At 61.3% G+C, this 16153-nt stretch carries 11 protein-coding genes and 1 pseudogene; 4 read left to right on the forward strand and 8 right to left on the reverse strand.

Annotation, left to right across the window (positions count from 1 at the left end; translation table 11 throughout):
- Positions 1-2: 2 nt before the first annotated feature.
- The 8 genes and pseudogenes from LRK71_RS18300 to LRK71_RS18335 form a co-directional block, all read right to left on the reverse strand.
- Complete coding sequence (locus LRK71_RS18300; protein WP_232405412.1) at positions 3-1169, reverse strand: nucleotide sugar dehydrogenase; 1167 nt, start codon at positions 1167-1169, stop codon at positions 3-5.
- Positions 1170-1273: 104 nt separating this feature from the next.
- Positions 1274-1456, reverse strand: a pseudogene (locus LRK71_RS18305) (sugar phosphate nucleotidyltransferase); the annotation flags it as partial.
- A gap of 591 nt (positions 1457-2047) precedes the next feature.
- Positions 2048-2368 (reverse strand): hypothetical protein, encoded by a 321-nt coding sequence (locus LRK71_RS18310; RefSeq protein WP_232405413.1) that lies wholly within the window; start codon positions 2366-2368, stop codon positions 2048-2050.
- A gap of 147 nt (positions 2369-2515) precedes the next feature.
- Positions 2516-3250 carry a YjbF family lipoprotein gene (locus tag LRK71_RS18315; RefSeq protein WP_232405414.1) on the reverse strand — a complete coding sequence of 245 codons (735 nt, stop codon included), beginning with the start codon at positions 3248-3250 and terminating at the stop codon, positions 2516-2518.
- Positions 3247-5469, reverse strand: a complete 2223-nt coding sequence (locus tag LRK71_RS18320) for a YjbH domain-containing protein (RefSeq protein ID WP_232405415.1) — start codon at positions 5467-5469, stop codon at positions 3247-3249. The genes LRK71_RS18315 and LRK71_RS18320 overlap by 4 nt, the downstream gene beginning before the upstream one ends.
- Before the next feature lie 110 nt (positions 5470-5579).
- Positions 5580-7454 (reverse strand): polysaccharide biosynthesis protein, encoded by a 1875-nt coding sequence (locus tag LRK71_RS18325; RefSeq protein WP_232405416.1) that lies wholly within the window; start codon positions 7452-7454, stop codon positions 5580-5582.
- A gap of 329 nt (positions 7455-7783) precedes the next feature.
- On the reverse strand, positions 7784-8395 hold the full coding sequence (locus tag LRK71_RS18330) for a sugar transferase (protein ID WP_232405417.1): 612 nt from the start codon (positions 8393-8395) through the stop codon (positions 7784-7786).
- Positions 8392-9327, reverse strand: coding sequence for an NAD-dependent epimerase/dehydratase family protein (locus LRK71_RS18335; protein ID WP_232405418.1), 936 nt, complete (start codon positions 9325-9327; stop codon positions 8392-8394). Before LRK71_RS18335 ends, LRK71_RS18330 begins: the two co-directional genes overlap by 4 nt.
- Positions 9328-9431: 104 nt before the next feature.
- On the opposite strand from LRK71_RS18335, the gene LRK71_RS18340 reads away from it, so the two are divergent.
- From LRK71_RS18340 to LRK71_RS18355, 4 genes are all read left to right on the forward strand, one after another.
- Positions 9432-10547, forward strand: coding sequence for a polysaccharide biosynthesis/export family protein (locus LRK71_RS18340; protein WP_232405419.1), 1116 nt, complete (start codon positions 9432-9434; stop codon positions 10545-10547).
- A 234-nt stretch (positions 10548-10781) separates the two neighbouring features.
- Complete coding sequence (locus LRK71_RS18345; RefSeq protein ID WP_232405420.1) at positions 10782-11210, forward strand: hypothetical protein; 429 nt, start codon at positions 10782-10784, stop codon at positions 11208-11210.
- 55 nt (positions 11211-11265) lie between these two features.
- Entirely contained in the window at positions 11266-12456 is a 1191-nt protein-coding gene (locus LRK71_RS18350) for a hypothetical protein (protein WP_232405421.1), read from the forward strand.
- A 213-nt stretch (positions 12457-12669) separates the two neighbouring features.
- On the forward strand, positions 12670-15897 hold the full coding sequence (locus LRK71_RS18355; protein ID WP_232405422.1) for an FG-GAP-like repeat-containing protein: 3228 nt from the start codon (positions 12670-12672) through the stop codon (positions 15895-15897).
- Positions 15898-16153: the final 256 nt, after the last annotated feature.

Here is a 16153-nt window from a genome sequence, read left to right on the forward strand (position 1 = left end):
TTTTAATCCTCGCCGAACAAATCGCGGGTAAAGACCTTATCCGACACATCGCGAATGTCATCGGTCAGCCGGTTGGCGACAATAAGATCCGCCGCCGCCTTGAAGGCGTCAAGATCGCGGATCACGCGACTGTGGAAGAAGTGGTCTTCCTCCATTACCGGTTCATAGATAATGACCTCGATGCCCTTGGCTTTCAGCCGCTTCATGATGCCCTGGATCGACGACTGGCGGAAATTATCCGATCCGGCCTTCATCACCAGCCGGTGGATGCCGACGATTTTTGGCCCACGCATCAGGATCTGATCGGCAAGGAAATCTTTGCGGGTGTGGTTGGCGTCAACAATAGCGCGGATCAGGTTCTGTGGCACGTGATTGTAGTTGGCCAGCAGCTGTTTGGTGTCCTTGGGCAGGCAATAGCCACCATAGCCAAATGACGGATTATTGTAATGACCGCCGATCCTTGGGTCGAGGCTGATGCCCTCGATGATCTGACGGCTATCCATGCCGCCGGCCATGGCATAGCTGTCCAGCTCGTTGAAAAAGGCAACCCGCATGGCGAGGTAGGTATTGGCAAAGAGCTTGATTGCCTCGGCCTCATCCGGGTCGGTGAAGAGGATTTCGACATCTTTCTTCTGGGCGCCTTCCAGCAGGAGATTGGCAAAGATCCGGGCGGGCTCGGATCTCTCTCCGACGATGATGCGGCTGGGATGCAGGTTGTCGTAGAGGGCGCGGCCTTCGCGCAGGAATTCCGGTGAAAAGATCAGTTGATCCGTCGCAAGCCGGGCGCGCAGGCCGCGTACATAGCCCACCGGAATGGTCGATTTGATGATGATGGTGGCCTTTGGATTGGCCTGCATGACCTCTGTCACGACAGCTTCGACGGTGGAGGTGTCAAAGGAGTTGGTCTGCGCGTCATAATTGGTTGGTGTTGCGACGATCACATAATCCGCATCCTGGTAAGCGGCGGCTCCGTTGGTTGTGGCGCTGAGCTTGAGATCTCGCGTCGCAAGGAAATCTTCCAGTTCGGGGTCGGCGATGGGGCTCTGGTTGGAATTGACCATCGCGACACGATCCTCGGCGATATCAACAGTAACGACCTCGTGGTTCTGGGCCAGCAGCACCGCGTTGGAAAGTCCTACATAGCCAATTCCGGCAACAGCAATTTTCATAGTTGGCATCCTGTTTTGCGTTGTATCGTATCCGCCCCGAGGGCAGCAGAGGTTCGTCTGTTCTGGGCGCAGCCTTTCCAGGAACTGCCAGTCTGGACCTCGACCAGCACCATCGGTGCGGAAAAATCAACGCCGTTCCCTTGCTTTACCACCCGCAGTGTCCAGGCCTGAAACAAGGCCTCTTCCCCCTCAGAGGGGACAAATTGCTTGGGGTCGCTTTTGCGCGATAGCGGCCACAAACGGATGCCCGAGCCCCCGCACAGAAGAATGGGGATGCTTGGGGTCACAAGAACTACTCTATCAAGCAATAATTACAATGCGATATTGGTAGCGAAGCTTTGAATTTGAGACAAGGCAGCGCGCCATCTTGGCGTTGATATTTGGCCCCAGAACACGAGTTTGTGGCCAAATCCATTGCGGCGCCTGGCTGTGTGAAACCAGCCAAATATCTGGCCGACATGCAAGTTGAATCCCCTGGTAAATCCCCAGGGGACGATACAGCCGGTACGTGATTGCCTTGCAGTCATGGGCTGAAATGGCGCTGGTGCTGTTGAGTTATTGCAATTTCAGCATGATCTGGACACCGCAAGCCAGAAAGGCTTGATCCCGGATCTTTAGCAAACCCAAATGAACGCGACAGGTTCTGGAGGCTGAATGGATTGCACAATTGCAGGTTTGGCCAGAGTGCTGCGACAGAGTCAGAGTGCGCGGGACCAAAGCGGCGGTGACAAAAAGGCGGGCCTTTTCAGACCCGCCTTTTGAATGTTGTGTTGCTGACTCTGTGTGACCTATCCCGCCGAAGCTTCTCCTAAACTGCGCCAGTTTCTGCCAGTTTCAGTTTCTGCCTGTCTCTGGGGGCAAGGTCACCCCAACTGGGATCAGTCTGTTGTTGTCGTTGTTGTTGTGCCTGTGCTCTCATCGTCATTGGTGACCACTGCGATCACAAGGGCAGCAGCAGCAGCAGCAGCTCCGATACCGAGTCCACCACCCAGCCCGCCAAGGCCACCGCCTGCACCAGCACCAGCAGCACCACCGCCGCCTGCACCACCAGCAGCACCACCGCCGCCTGCACCACCACCGCCTGCACCAGTGGCTTGGTTGGTTACGGTGGGGGAGACAGCATCAGGATCGACGGCCTGAGCGTAGCTGGCGGTTGTGGTGGCTGCTGTCAGAAGCAGGGCTGCAATCATCTTGTTCATAATCCAAAAGCTCCTTTGGAGAGTTGTTTGCGACAACCCTAAGCGAGCTGACGGTCAATTTCAACTTAAGGCATAGAGGGGAATAGCTTGCGGAATGGTATTTAAGAGGAAAATTGCTCGAATATTTCGAACCTGTGGCAAAAACGCTCAGCTTGCAAGGTTTCGGATGCGCAGATACCCGGTTTCCGGCCCGGCCCACTGGCGAGATTTCCAAATTTTTTGACTACGGGAATCAACCCAGTACTCATTGATGATTTCTGTCTTGCGTCCATCTGGATCGCGCCCTTCGCAGCGTTCTTGCAGGTGCTGAGTGGTAAAGTGGCGCTCATATATTTCAAGCGTTTCGCGGCCCAGCTGCTGCAATTCGCAGGCCATGGTGATGCGCCGTTCTTCGCTGTTGCCGCCGCGCAGGTAATAGCGGCGCAGCCCGCCCTGGGCCGGGCCGACAATGTTTTCCTGCACCGGGACATCGGCAGAGATCAGGTTTCCGGGCAGGCCACGGGTGCCAATCAGCAGGCCATTGCGGAAAAATAAGGCAATGTCATCATTGGTGCTCCAGGTGGTGATTTCACCGGGCAGATCGTCATGCCGCACCCGCAGCAGCCCGACATAGCCAGTCAGGTCACGGTTTTCGATATAGACTTCAAGATGCGGGTTCCCCAGCTGATCGAGCAAGGCGCGGTTGACCGTGACCGGTGTGGGATCTGGCGCGCGGTAATCGGAAATTACCTCGCGGATGGCCTGGCCCAGCACAACAGAACTCCTGGCCTCTTCCGGGCCCGTGCTGCAGGCTGCGGTGCCAAGCAGCAGCACCAGCCCGGCAAGGGATTTGAACAGGGTTCGGGCCCTTGGCCCCGTGGCGCGGCGCGGCAGATACGTCATTCCCAGAACCTCGCGCGTTGCTCTTGCAGGCTGTTGCGGTGGGCCGTGCGGATGGATCCGTAAAGGCGCCCGGGCACCGATACCCGCTGACCGCCATCGCGCTGGGTGGGGCGAATGGTCAGACCATAGCCGCGGCGGTTGGGCTTGCCCAGCATCCAGGCCAGCGGAATGCGAAAGCGAAAGCCCTTGTCAAAAGAGCCTTCGCCGAAGTCTGCGGCCGAGACATTGGTCAGGGTGAAGAAGGCCCCGACAACCCAGCCATTGCTGAAGATCCGATCCAGGCTGAGGGTGCCGCCATAATCGCCCGCCAGGTAGCGCCCCGCATCCAGTTGCAGATGGTAGTCATGGCCCAGCTGGTAATAAAGAGAGCCATGGCCGGTAAAGGTCTTGTAGTCGCGAAAGCCCAGCCGCTGGTCATAGTCGCGCTGGACCACATAGTTTGCCTCGACCCCCAGGGCCAGTTTGCTGTTCACCGGCTTCCACAGGACTTCGCCTGAGATCCCGCCATACATGGTTTCAAACAGACCGGCGCTGGCGCGGGCATAGAGATTGCGGCCGGGCTTCCAGTGCCGCATCACATAGAGGTTTTCCAGAGTGGTGCCATATTGTGCATATGCTGCCACATCGGTGCGCACATGGGGCAGGACCGAATTGGATTCACGCGAGCGTTTTACATTGCCCGCCAGGCGCTGACGCAGCGCCCCGGCAATGAACCAGCCCGGCGCCGGGGCATAGCTGGCGGCCAGATCGACGCCGATATCTAGGCGGAAGGGGCGGCTCGGATCAAAGTAAGAGGGCTTGGTATAGGGGGAAATGCTGCGGGAGAAAGCAGGATAGAGTTCGTTGGAAAAGACCGCGTCTTCGGCCAGCGGGCGGGCGTCGCTGATGGCGCTGACCGCCAGAATGGCTTCGCTGGCCTGCGGGTTGAATTCCTGGGCCTCTAGATCGGAACGGCGCAGGGTGACGGTCGACAGTCCGACGCCATTGCGCACCGGGGTGATGCGGAAGGTCTCAACCGAGGCTGGCAGGGTGGCGGCCATGGCGCGGGCGACGCGCCCCACTGCCTGCATTTCCGACTGATAGCGCGGGTTGCGATAGCGCAGTTCCACCTCGGTGCCGGTAAAGTGGATTGCCTCGAGGATCAGCCCGTCCTTTTTCAAGGCCGCGGCGGCCTGATCGCGAAACACCGTGGTCTGGCGGCTGCTTTGGGGCCAGTCCTGATTCCAGTCGTTTTCCCCGACGGCCCATTCACTGCGCGGCAGGATTGGCGCGGCGGCGGGCACCAGCATTGGCGTCATCGGCTGGCGCGGGTTCAGCTGGAACTGGGCGGTAAAGCCGACTTCAGAGCCATAGAGATAATAGGCGCCCAGACGGGTGCGGTTGCTGTACTGGTATTCGGCGCCAAAGTTCAGCGAGGATTTGCGCTCAAACACATCCGAGACCTGGGTCTCGGTGGTATAGGCATCGCTGGAATATTCCGCCTTCAGGCTCCAGCGATCGTTGGGCTGCCATTCAATGCCGCCAAAGGGGGCAAAATCGCCGCGAAACCACTGGTCATAAGACAGCTGGCCGCCGGTGCCGCCGCCGACAAAGTTGGGGCGCTGGCCGCCAATATTGCCAATGGCCCCGGAAGAGCCAAGCCGCCCCCAACCAAGGCCTGCGCTGAGCTTCAGCAGGCCGGGGCCGCTGCGCCGCGACAGCGCCGGGGTCTGGAAGCGTTTGGTGGCAACAAAATATTCCGCCGCATAGACGCCTGTACCGGCAAAATCCTGCAGGCCCATGGTCACCTCTGGCAGGTATTTCCCTTCCTTCCAGAGCCGCGCCCGCACATCAAAGCCGCGGTCGTAATAGGTGGAAAAGCCAAACAGGTTCAGGTTGCGGATGCCATTGTAGCGAAAGCTGGTCGAGAGCCAGGGCAGCGCCTGAAAGGTGATGTTGTAGCGGCTTTGGCCGCCAAACCAGGAATAGCTGACCGCATAGGTCGCATCCGGCAGCATCTCGGCCGAGGGCGTGTCCAGCAAACCGGGTGAGCCATAAAAGTTCAGCGCGGGCGGCGGCAGTGGTTTGAACCGGGGCGCGGCCTCGGCGCTGCCCGGCGCGGGGTCATGCGGCGTTCGGGTGATATCCGGGCCCCAGGCCAGGGTCGCCGAGGCACCACAGACCAGAACAGCAGCGCTGCCCAGGGTGGTCCTGAACGTGAAGAAAGAGCGGCGTATCACGGGATTGGGGCTGCCTTATTCGCTGACGTGTTTTATGCAGGTGTTTCAGGGGTTAGACCACGGAACCCGCAAAGGGATCAACGCTGGCGCGGCCACAGGACCTCTGCGGCTCAGGAAGATTTTCGGTTTGTGTCCTGGCTGCCATAGCCTTCAACCCAGCGCTGCAACACCAGGTTTGCGGCATGGTTGTCGCCCGAGGCAACGGCTGTCCGCAGCCCGCGCATGAAAGTGGCCACTTCGATTTCCGATAGCACGGTCTCGCGGGTGCAAAAGATCTTGGGGTGCCGGGTCGTGATCAGCTCATTCGTCAGGGTCAGTTCTTCTTCCATCTTTTCACCGGGGCGCAGCCCGATGATTTCAATGGCAATTTCACCATCCGGATTCTCTGCGTCGCGCAGGCTGTAGCCGGCGCTTTCGATCACCTGGCGCGCCATCTGCAGAATCGACACCGGCTCGCCCATATCCAGCACAAAGACTTCACCGCCCTGGGCCTCTGCCCCGGCCTGCAGCACCAGTTGCACCGCCTCGGAGATGGTCATGAAATAGCGCTTTACGCGGGGGTCGGTCACGGTGACCGGGCCACCCCGGCTGATCTGATCCTGAAACAGCGGCACCACTGAACCGGAAGAGCCCAGCACATTGCCAAAGCGCACCATGGTAAAGACGGTCCGGGGGCTGCGGCTGGCCATATCCTGCAGCAAGAGTTCGGCCATGCGTTTCGAGGCCCCCATCACATTGGTCGGGCGCACCGCCTTGTCAGAGGAAATCAGGATGAAGCGTTCGACTCCGGCTTGTAGCGCGGCCTGCGCCAGATTCTGGGTGCCAAAGACGTTGTTTGCCAGCCCTGCCAAGGGGTTGGCTTCAACCAGGGGAACATGTTTATAGGCGGCGGCATGCAGCACCACCTGTACGTTATGGGCCGCAAGCACCCGGCGCATCTGGCGGTTGTCGGTGACCGATCCCAGCACCGGCACGATCTCGACACCGGCCTCGCGGGCCAGGCTCTCCAGCTCTTGGTGGATGGTGTAAAGCGCCAGCTCGTTCAGCTCGAACAGTACCAGGCGGGTGGGGCGACACCGCAGCACCTGGTGGCAGAGCTCTGATCCGATGGAGCCACCGGCGCCGGAAATCAGCACCACCCGATCCTCATAAGAGCTGCTGGCCGCATTGAGCGGCAGATCGCGGGCTTTGCGGCCAAGAAATTTCTGCGGCGGCACCAGAGTCAGCTTGTCGACCAGGGCCTCTTCGCCAATCAGCTGGGCAAAGGAGGGCAGGGCCTGCACCTCCAGCCCCATGCGCTGCAGCCGCACGATGACCTGGGCCTGTTTCGGCTGGCTTTGCGACGGCATCGCCAGCAGCACCCGGTTGATCTGGCGGGTCTCCACCAGCTCTTGAATGCGGCCAGGGGCAAAGACCTGCAGTCCGACCAGGGTCATCCCCTGCAGCGAGCTGTTGTCATCGACAAAGGCCACCGGATCAATGCCATCATGGGATTTCAGTGCCTGGGCCAGCTGGGTGCCGGTGGTGCCGGCGCCATAGATCAGCACCCGACAGCGCGGCGAAGCACGGCGATAGGCCATCAGGACCACCTGATGCAGGACAGCGCGGATGGCCATCATGAACAGCAGCAGGCTGGTGGCAAAGACCACATAGGTGCCCGGTGACAGCCCCGGCCCAAACAGCTGTGTCAGCAGCGCCAGGGCGGCCGCCGTCACCAGGGCCACCAGGGCGGTCAGCCCCACCGCGTGACGTTCATAGGCATTCAGCTGCACCATCGGCAGCCCCAATCGCAGCTCGGCCAGGGCCATGATTGTCAGGACATAGGGCAAGACCGGCAGCAGCCCCGACAGCGTCAGGAGCGCCGACTGCGGCAGTGGCTGCATGGCGAGGGTGAAGAGCAGCGCCAGCGGCACCAGGGTCAAGTCAATTGCCAAAAAGACATAGGACTTCTGCTTGCGCGATAGCGCGCTGATCAGGTCGAGCATCCCAGTCCGTCCAGTTTCTTTGCCCCCCGTTTCGAGGGTGGTGCTTGTTGGTGAAGAGCTGCAAGAGCGTTTTTTCACGCCCCGCCCTGTCTGGATTCACACCTTTAAGATGTATTTCCGGGCCCGTCTTCGCATTTAGTTGCCTCTAACATGAAACCCCATGACTAGCAAAGAAAAGCGGGGGGTCCAACCAGATCCAGGGCGGATTTTTTCTTATAAATACGTGCATTTTTGCCAATTGGCGGCAGCGCCGGTCATGGCCCGGGTTTGCAACCCTGATCGGTGCTTCGCTTTTTGCCTTTGGGATCTGGGGGATGGCGGCTGGGACGTCAACCGCGTCGGAAGATATTGCCAATGGTTTGAAACACCAGATCAAAATCATAGCACATATTTTGGTTGCGCTGATAAATCAGGTCCAGTCGCGCCTTGGCGGGCACGCAGATGCGGGAATAGACCGCATCGGTTTCCTCTGGCGTCTGGCAGCGCGCCAGCAGGGTGGCTTCGTGTTTGTGATAGCAGATCGATGCCAATCCGGTGACGCCGGGGCGTGATTGCAGCACCTGGGCGTAGATCTCGGGATGGGCTTCGACATATTGGCGCAGCGGCGGGCGGGGCCCGACAAAGGACAGATCCCCCTTAAGGATATTCCACAGCTGGGGGAATTCATCCAGCCGCCTGGCGCGCAGCCAGGCCCCGGTCCTGGTGATGCGCGCCGCCTTGTCGCCGCCCGAAACCCCGGTGTCGTCGCTGGCCAGGGTCATGGTGCGCAGCTTCCACAGGCGAAAGCCGCGGGTCGGTGTGGTCATGCGCTCGGCCAGATAAAACACCGGGCGCCCCTCTTTCCACAACAGCCAGAGCAGCAGGGCCAGCAGGATTGGCCCCAGAATAACAATCAGCAGGGTGACAAAGAACAGATCAAAAAGACGTTTGCGCCAGGTCATGAACCGGGGGTCTCCTTTGTGGGGTGCGGGGCGATGGTGGCCCAGTCTGCGACCAGCTGGTCTACCTGCGCCGGGGTTTGCAGCAGCGACTGCTGCACAGGGGTTCCAGCCAAGAGCCGCGCCAGGCGGCCGACATCCAGCCCGACCTCGGCAATGGCGCTGGCGGCGGCAGGGCGCAGCTGAAACGGCAGATCGGCGGCCCGCAGCAGCGCGCCCATCTCGATCAATCCGGGCTGGGCCAGGTTCAGACAGGGCGGCAGATCGGTCCGGGGCAGCAGCGCCGCCAGGATCCGGGCCAGCGCCTGTGGCCCGACATAGCTGCGCCGGGGGCTGGATCCATCCCCGAACTGATCCAGGCAAAACCCCGGCGTCCAGCCCCCCAGAATGGCGTCCAGCCCGGCGATATTGCTAATGCGCAGCGCCGTGACCGGCACCCCCAGTTGCTGGCCCAATCTGGTGGCGCGCTGCTCCATCTCGGCCTTGGCGATGCCATAGGGCTGCACCGGATGCAGCGGCTGATCTTCCGCTAGCAGGCCGGGCTGATTGCCATAGACCGCTGCCGAGGACGCCAGCAAAACCCGCGGCGGCTGATCGGTTCCGGGCCTGCGGGCCTGGGCCGATGCCCTGATTGTGGCCTCGGCCAGGCGGCTGTTATCGGCCAGATCGCCGCCCCGCCCCGGAATGCTGCCCGCCAGACAGAGCACAACATCCGCCCTGGCCACCAGCGCTGCGAGGCGCGTGGGCTCTGCCAGCGGGTCAAGCACTGGATTGGCCAGGGGTCTGCTGTGGGCGTCCCGCAGCGGCTGGCGACTTTGCCAGTGCAGCTGGGCGGTGGCGGTGGTTCTCGGCGATTGCTCTGGGCACCAGAATTGGCGCAAAAGCGCCCCGATACGCCCTGAAGCGCCAAGAATGACTGTGACCGGAAAACCCATTTGTCGCCTCTGTTTATTCTGGGCGCGCAGCCGTGTTGACGCGCCGCCCAAGCCCAGTATCTTGCACAGAGCAAAAATCAAGACCATTCCCGAAAAGAGTCTCCATGCGCCTTCTGTTCCCCCTGCTTGCTGCTGTCAGCCTTACCTTGTTGCCAGCGGCCTGCGGGCGTCTGCCCGGTGGGGCCCCCGCCAGCGAAGAGATCATCCAGCAATCGGGGCAGGTAGAGGCCGATTTTGCCCTCTATGCGGTCACCCGTGCCTTTTTGCCCTCGGTGGCGCAGTGGCCCGCAACGGGCAAGCAAGAGCGGCTCAACTGGATTGGGGCCAGCACCGGGGCCAAGACCCAGATCATCCAGCCCGGCGACAAGCTGACCCTGCGGATCTGGGATAGCAGCGACAATTCCCTGCTGACCTCTACAGAACAAAAGATGGTGCAGCTGCAGGATGTGCGGGTGGCGGCCAATGGCAGCATCTTCATGCCCTATGTGGGCAATGTGAATGTGCTGGGGCTGACCCCGGATCTGGCCCGCGAGACCCTGCAGGGCGAGCTGGAGGCCATCGTGCCCTCGGCGCAGCTGCAGCTGGACATGGCCGAGGGGCGCAACAATTCGGTTGATCTGGTCTCGGGTGTGGCGCGTCCGGGCACCTATCCGATGCCCGACCGGAATTTTTCCGTCATGGGGCTGATCTCGACCGGGGGCGGCATCAGCGCCAGTCTGAACAACCCGCAGATCCGTCTGGTGCGCGGCCAGAATATCTATGGCACCTCGGTGGATACCCTGCTGAACACCCCGCGGCTTGATACGCTGCTGCGCGGTGGCGACCGGGTCTTTGTCGAAGAAGATGCCCGCTATTTCCTGTCCTTCGGGGCCACCGGCACAGAGGATCTGCATATTTTCACCAAGGACGAGATGTCGGCAATGGATGCGATTTCGGTAGCCGGTGGTTTTCAGGATGGTCGCGCCGATCCCCAGGGGCTCTTGGTGCTGCGTGAATATGGGCCGGATGCAGTGGCCCCCGGTGTGCGGGGGCCGCGCCTGCCCCGGGTGGTCTTTACCCTGGATCTGACCTCGGCGGATGGGCTGTTTTCGGCCCGCAAGTTCCAGATCAACCCCGGAGATCTGGTGATGGCAACAGAATCGCCGATCAATGACGCGCTGACCATTTCCAATATCATCGGCAATTTCTTTGGCGTCTTTAGCCGGGCGGGGGTTCTCTAGGGGCTGACCCGGGACCGCTCGCCTGGCCAAAGAGCCGGGGCACCCCCTGGGGTGTGGCGGGTCTGGGTGCTGCAAAATTGCCCTAGTGTGAAAAATACTTAAAGTTTTTGCCTTTTTCCGCTAATCCTGTGCAGGTTTAGTAGATGATGTGGCAAGGCCCAGCCGGGCGAACGGGCTGGCAGTCAGACGGGCGGTTTGACTGGGCTGAAGCTATTAGGAAAAATGGATTTGAAAATGCGCGTTTCTATCAGATCATTGGCCTTTGGCCTGGCGCTGGGTGGCCTGACGCTGGGGGGGCTGACTGCCGCTTCGGCCCTGACCATCGATCCGGTGCAGCAGCATAATTCCAGCGCGGTCTGGTTTGAAAACTGGTCGGGCCTCAGCAACGCCACACTGGTGGTTGCCGCCCCCAATGGCGCGGTCAGCGAAGTTTTTTCCGCCTCTGGCACCCCGGTCTATGAACTGGACCGCGACGAGGTGCTGGACGGCATCTATCGTTATGAGTTGAAGGCGGCCACCGATGAGACGGTTGAAATCGTCAACCCTACCGACAATGGCCGGGGAGAGGTCGCCAGCTCGAAGGCCAAACCTTTTTACATGAACGGGTCTTTTATGGTATCGCGCGGGGTGATTGTTACCCCGGAAGAGATCCAGGAAGACTAAGTCGATGACGCCAGGCCACGCAGTCAGATCTGCGCAGCACCAAAGAGGATATAGTATGACAGTTTCATTCCAGCGCAGCCTGATCACAGGCATCAGTTCCCTAGGCCTGATGGCGGGGGCTCTGGGTCTGTCAACAGGGGTGGCGCAGGCGGATCAGGTGTTCACTGACGACGTGATCGCGGACGGCAGTATCTGCGTCGGGATGGATTGCGTCAATGGGGAAAGCTTTGGCTTTGAGACCATTCGCCTGAAGGAAAACAATCTGCGTATTCGCGCCATGGATACCTCAACCGCCGGCAGCTTTCCCACCAATGACTGGCAGCTGACCTTCAACGACAGCGCAAACGGCGGGCAGGAAAAGTTCTCCATCGATGACCTTGATAACAATCGCACCCCCTTTACCATCGAGGCCAAGGCGCCATCGAATAGTCTGTATGTGGATGCCAGCGGCCGCATCGGCCTGGGCACCTTCAACCCGGTCGTTGAAGCCCATGTCGTGGATGGCGATACGCCGACGCTGCGGCTTGAGCAGGATGGCTCCTCCGGCTTCACCCCACAGACCTGGGATCTGGCCAGCAACGAGACCAACTTCTTTATCCGCGATGCCACCAATGGCAGCCTCCTGCCTTTCAGGATCCGCCCCTCGGCGCCGACCAATGCGCTGTATATCGATACGGACGGTGATATTGGCCTGGGGACCGCTTCCCCCAATGCCAAGCTGCATCTGGTAAGTGGCAATATTAATGTTGAAAACGGCGATCTTAGTGTCGCTGGCAACGGGACGACGGGCGGCACGATCAATATCTCCAATGCGGGGACCACCTCGTTGATCATGTCTGACAGCAGTGACCCCGGTCCCGATTTGAAAATGGTCCTGGCTGGCGGCACCTTCCGCCTGTCTTTTGACGGCACCGGCGATGCCGAGCTGGAGCTGGATGAAGCCGGCAATGTGACTATTCCCGGCAGTCTGATCACCACCGGCGGCGGTGGCGCCTGTACGGCGGCTGATCCCTGTGATGCTGTCTTTGACCCCGAAGCCTATCAGGTGCCTTCGATCGAAGAGCACGCGGCGCAGATGTGGGCAGACAAGCACCTGCCAGCGGTGGGGCCAACCGGTCCGGATGCGCCGATCAATGTTTCACTGAAGATGCTGCGGATGCTGAACGAGCTGGAAACCGCACATATCTACATCGAACAGTTGAACACCCGGATTTCAGAACTGGAAACCCACCTGCAAGGGGGCTGATCCCGGCGGCCGCCCCAGGCTCTGGTCCGATTGTGGTTGAGTCTCGGGTGGCCCGTGTTTTGGCCAGAAGTCTGGCCGGATCGGCTGCGCCTTTCCAACCCTGCGCTTTGCCGTTTGCCCCCCCCCTTGCCCTCTTGCCTCCAGGTCCCCGGCTCCCGCCTGCCCGGCAGAAGTCTCAGCCACCTGTATTTTCTACAAAAGATGAGATCCCCCATGCCAGCCAGCCCCCAGTCTCAGCCCCAGTCCCAATCTGCTTCGTCTTTTGGCCCTGGTCTAACGGCGGTGGCGCCCTCTGGTCTGCGGCTGGGGCTGGCGCTGTTGCTTCTGGTGGTGATCACCCTGCTGTTCTGGACCGGATCACGCTATCCGGCGCTGAATGAAAAGCTGATGATGTCTGGCGCGATCCAGCTCGAAGATCCGCTGAGCTTTGAGGCAAAATACCAGCTGACCGAGACCATGGGGATCGCGGAGCGGGTGTTCTACACCACCCTGAACTGGATCAATACCAACAAGAAGGGCATGACCTTCGGCATTCTCTTTGCCGCCAGCTTCATGACCGCGCTTGGCTATCTGCGCCGCCGTGCCTTTCAAAGCGGGCTGGCCAATGCGCTGTTGGGGCTGTTCATCGGCGTGCCCTTGGGGGTCTGCGCCAATTGTGCCGCGCCGATTGGCCGGGGGCTACATGCCTCGGGGATGCGGGTCGAGACGGTTTTGGCCACGATGGTGGCCTCGCCCACCCTCAACTTTGTGGTGCTGACCATGCTGCTGGCACTGGTGCCCTTTTATATGGTGGTGGTGAAGGTCGCGATCAGCCTGCTGGTGATCCTGGTGGTGGTGCCGCTGATCTGCCGGGCCCTGCCCCAAGCTGCGGTCGATCAGGCGGCAGCGGAACAGGGGCCGCCCAATGCACCCGCGCAGCAGCCCTGGAGCGCCGCCGAACTGGCCCCCGCAGCAACAGCGGCGGCCAAGCCCGAGGGGCTGCTGCGCGCGGTGCTTGGCGTTGCCTGGGCCTATCTGGGCAACCTGTGGTATATTGTGCGCCTCACTGTGCCCTTGATGCTGGCGGCGGGATTTCTGGGGGCGCTGGTCGCGACCCTGCTGCCGTCAAGCCTGATCACTGGCCTGCCCTTCGGGCTGGGGGCCTTGCTGCTGATTGCTGCGGTGGGGCTGTTCCTGCCGGTGCCCATTGGATTTGACGTGGTGCTCTGCGGGGTGCTGATCGCCAGCGGGTTGGCGCAGGGCTATGTCATGGCGCTCTTGATCACCCTGGGCAGTTTTTCGATCTATTCCTTCTTTATCATCCGCCAGATGCTGGGGCTGCGGGTTGCGGCGCAGATGGCCGGGGTGCTGGCGCTGCTGGGTATTCTGGCCGGGGCCGGGGCGCAGAGCTATCACAACTGGCAAAGCCAGCGGGCGCTGGAGATGCTGTTGCAGGGCGCGGCCGAGCCCCTCGCACCTGCCGCAGAGATCGCAGGCGGCGGGCTGTTCTGGGGCGCGGCCCAGGCGGCGACGCTGGATCCACAGGTCACCACGCCGGATGCCGCTGACATCAGCCTCACCGCCAGCGCCCTGGCGCCGCCCTCGCCTGCGGCCGACACCCTGTTCACCCGCGCCGAGGCCCGCAGCTTTGGCATCGACAAGCCGCTGGAATTTTCCATGCGCGATATGTGGCCCCCCTTCTGGGAGGGCCGCAGCCTGTCTTCGGGTGATCTGGACGGGGACGGCGATATAGACCTGGTGCTGGCCTCGACCGAAGCCGGGCTTTATCTTTATGAAAACGATGGCAGCGGCCAGTTTTCCCGCCTTGCCCTGGACCCGGCGGCGCAGGCCGAGCTGGCAGCGCTGACGGATCTGTCGATTTTCAACGCGGTCCTGGTGGATATCGACAATGACGGCTGGCTGGATCTGTTCCTTGCCAGCTATCTCAAGGGCAACTTCTGGTGGCGCAACCATCAGGGCCGGTTTGGCGACAGCCCGCTGCAGGTGGTGCAGGGCAGCGAAGAGACCCCGCTTGCCATGGCGCTGAGCTTTGCCGATCTGGACCGCGACGGCTATCTGGATCTCGGCCTCGGCAACTGGGCGGCGGGCTGGTATCGCCGCATTCCGGGCGAGGAATCCCGCAACCGGCTGGTCTTTAACCCCGATGGCCGCCTGGATGGCAAGACCGCCCAGGACCTGCCCGGCATTCCCGGCGAAACCCTGTCGCTGCTGTTCAGCGATTTTGACGGCGATGGGATGCAGGATCTGATTGTCGGCAATGATTTTGATATCCCCGATTATTTCTATCGCGGCGATGGCGCAGGGGGGATGCGTATGTTGACCCAGCCCGAGGGGCTGATCCCGCATACGCCAACCACCACCATGTCGGTGGCGGTGGCAGATCTGTTCAACGATGGCACCCCCGATATCTACATGGCGCAGATCGCCGGGCGCTCTTCCGGGGTGTCTGATCGGCTGAACATGCAGCCGCTGGCGCAGTACTGCGATGCGATCGAGCACCCGGCCAGCAAGGCCACCTGCGAGCAGAATATGGCGATCAAGGCCTGGTATAAATCGGGCAACCGTTTTGATCCTTCTTATGCCAGCCGCTGTCAGCAATTGCAGGGGCGCAACCAAGAGGCGTGCAAAGCCATGCTGATCAAGGATCTGGCGATCCAGAAACGCGATCCCGCGCTCTGTGCCCTGATCCCAGAGCATCAGCCGGTGCCGCGGGCCTATTGCGACCTGCATTTCAAACCGGCGCGCGCGCCCCTGGCGGCAGAAATTGCCCTGACCCATCCGCAGATCCTGCGGGCCAATGTGCTGCTGGAATGGCAGGCGGCCAGCGCCGGGACCGCCGGGCGCTACGCTGATACCGCAGCCACACGCGGGCTGGAGGTCGGCGGCTGGAGCTGGGACACCAAGGTGGCGGATTTTGATCTGGATGGCTGGCAGGATCTCTATATCGTCAATGGCACCTGGGTGCCCAATGAGGTCTCGCCCTCCAACCTCTATTTCAAGAATGACGGCCAGGGCGGTTTTGCCGAAGCCTCGCGGGCAGCGGGGCTGGAGGATCACCTGATGACAGCCGCAGCCAGCCAGTTTGACATCGACGGGGATGGCGATCTTGATCTGGTGACCCATCCGGTGAACGGGCCGGTGGCGCTGTTTCGCAACAGCGCCCAGGCCCCACGACTGGCGATGCAGCTAGAGGATCTGAGGGGCAACCGCGCCGCAATCGGCGCCCGGGTCACCCTGGAAATGGCGGATGGCAGCCAGCAGATGCGCGAGATCCAGCTTGGCGGTGGTTTCATGAGCTACGATGCGCCCCGACTGCATTTTGGCCTGGGAGAAAACGGCGCGGCCAGCGCTGTCAGCATCCGCTGGCCTGATGGCAGCGAGACCCGTATCGAAGGCCCCCTGCGCGCCGGTAACCTCTATCAGATCAGCCGCCAGCGCTAGGGGCTGATCTGGGCTGCAACTGGCTGGCAACCGGGCTGCACCTGGGCCCCTCTGGCTGGCGGCTTGTCCTGAAAAACCACCGTCTGTGCCCCCCCCCCCGCGGTGCGGCTGTTGCCTGCCATTTGCGGCTGACGGCTGGCAACACCCTGGGTTGTGTCGGCGGAAAATGGCCAATCTGCGACACTCGCCTAAAAATTCGCCTTTCTGAAAATGCACCATTGCTGCCCATTGCTGCCCCGCCGTAGGCTTGCGGCAC

The organism is Pseudophaeobacter flagellatus, from assembly GCF_021228235.1.
In the GTDB taxonomy this organism is placed as follows: Bacteria; Pseudomonadota; Alphaproteobacteria; order Rhodobacterales; family Rhodobacteraceae; genus Pseudophaeobacter; species Pseudophaeobacter flagellatus.

Bases quoted from the DNA above. Each gene is read 5' to 3' on its own strand.
- LRK71_RS18300 (WP_232405412.1), bottom strand. From the start codon at position 1,169: ATGAAAATTGCTGTTGCCGGAATTGGCTATGTAGGACTTTCCAACGCG.
- LRK71_RS18310 (WP_232405413.1), bottom strand. From the start codon at position 2,368: ATGAACAAGATGATTGCAGCCCTGCTTCTGACAGCAGCCACCACAACC.
- LRK71_RS18315 (WP_232405414.1), bottom strand. From the start codon at position 3,250: ATGACGTATCTGCCGCGCCGCGCCACGGGGCCAAGGGCCCGAACCCTG.
- LRK71_RS18325 (WP_232405416.1), bottom strand. From the start codon at position 7,454: ATGCTCGACCTGATCAGCGCGCTATCGCGCAAGCAGAAGTCCTATGTC.
- LRK71_RS18330 (WP_232405417.1), bottom strand. From the start codon at position 8,395: ATGACCTGGCGCAAACGTCTTTTTGATCTGTTCTTTGTCACCCTGCTG.
- LRK71_RS18335 (WP_232405418.1), bottom strand. From the start codon at position 9,327: ATGGGTTTTCCGGTCACAGTCATTCTTGGCGCTTCAGGGCGTATCGGG.
- LRK71_RS18340 (WP_232405419.1), top strand. From the start codon at position 9,432: ATGCGCCTTCTGTTCCCCCTGCTTGCTGCTGTCAGCCTTACCTTGTTG.
- LRK71_RS18345 (WP_232405420.1), top strand. From the start codon at position 10,782: ATGCGCGTTTCTATCAGATCATTGGCCTTTGGCCTGGCGCTGGGTGGC.
- LRK71_RS18350 (WP_232405421.1), top strand. From the start codon at position 11,266: ATGACAGTTTCATTCCAGCGCAGCCTGATCACAGGCATCAGTTCCCTA.
- LRK71_RS18355 (WP_232405422.1), top strand. From the start codon at position 12,670: ATGCCAGCCAGCCCCCAGTCTCAGCCCCAGTCCCAATCTGCTTCGTCT.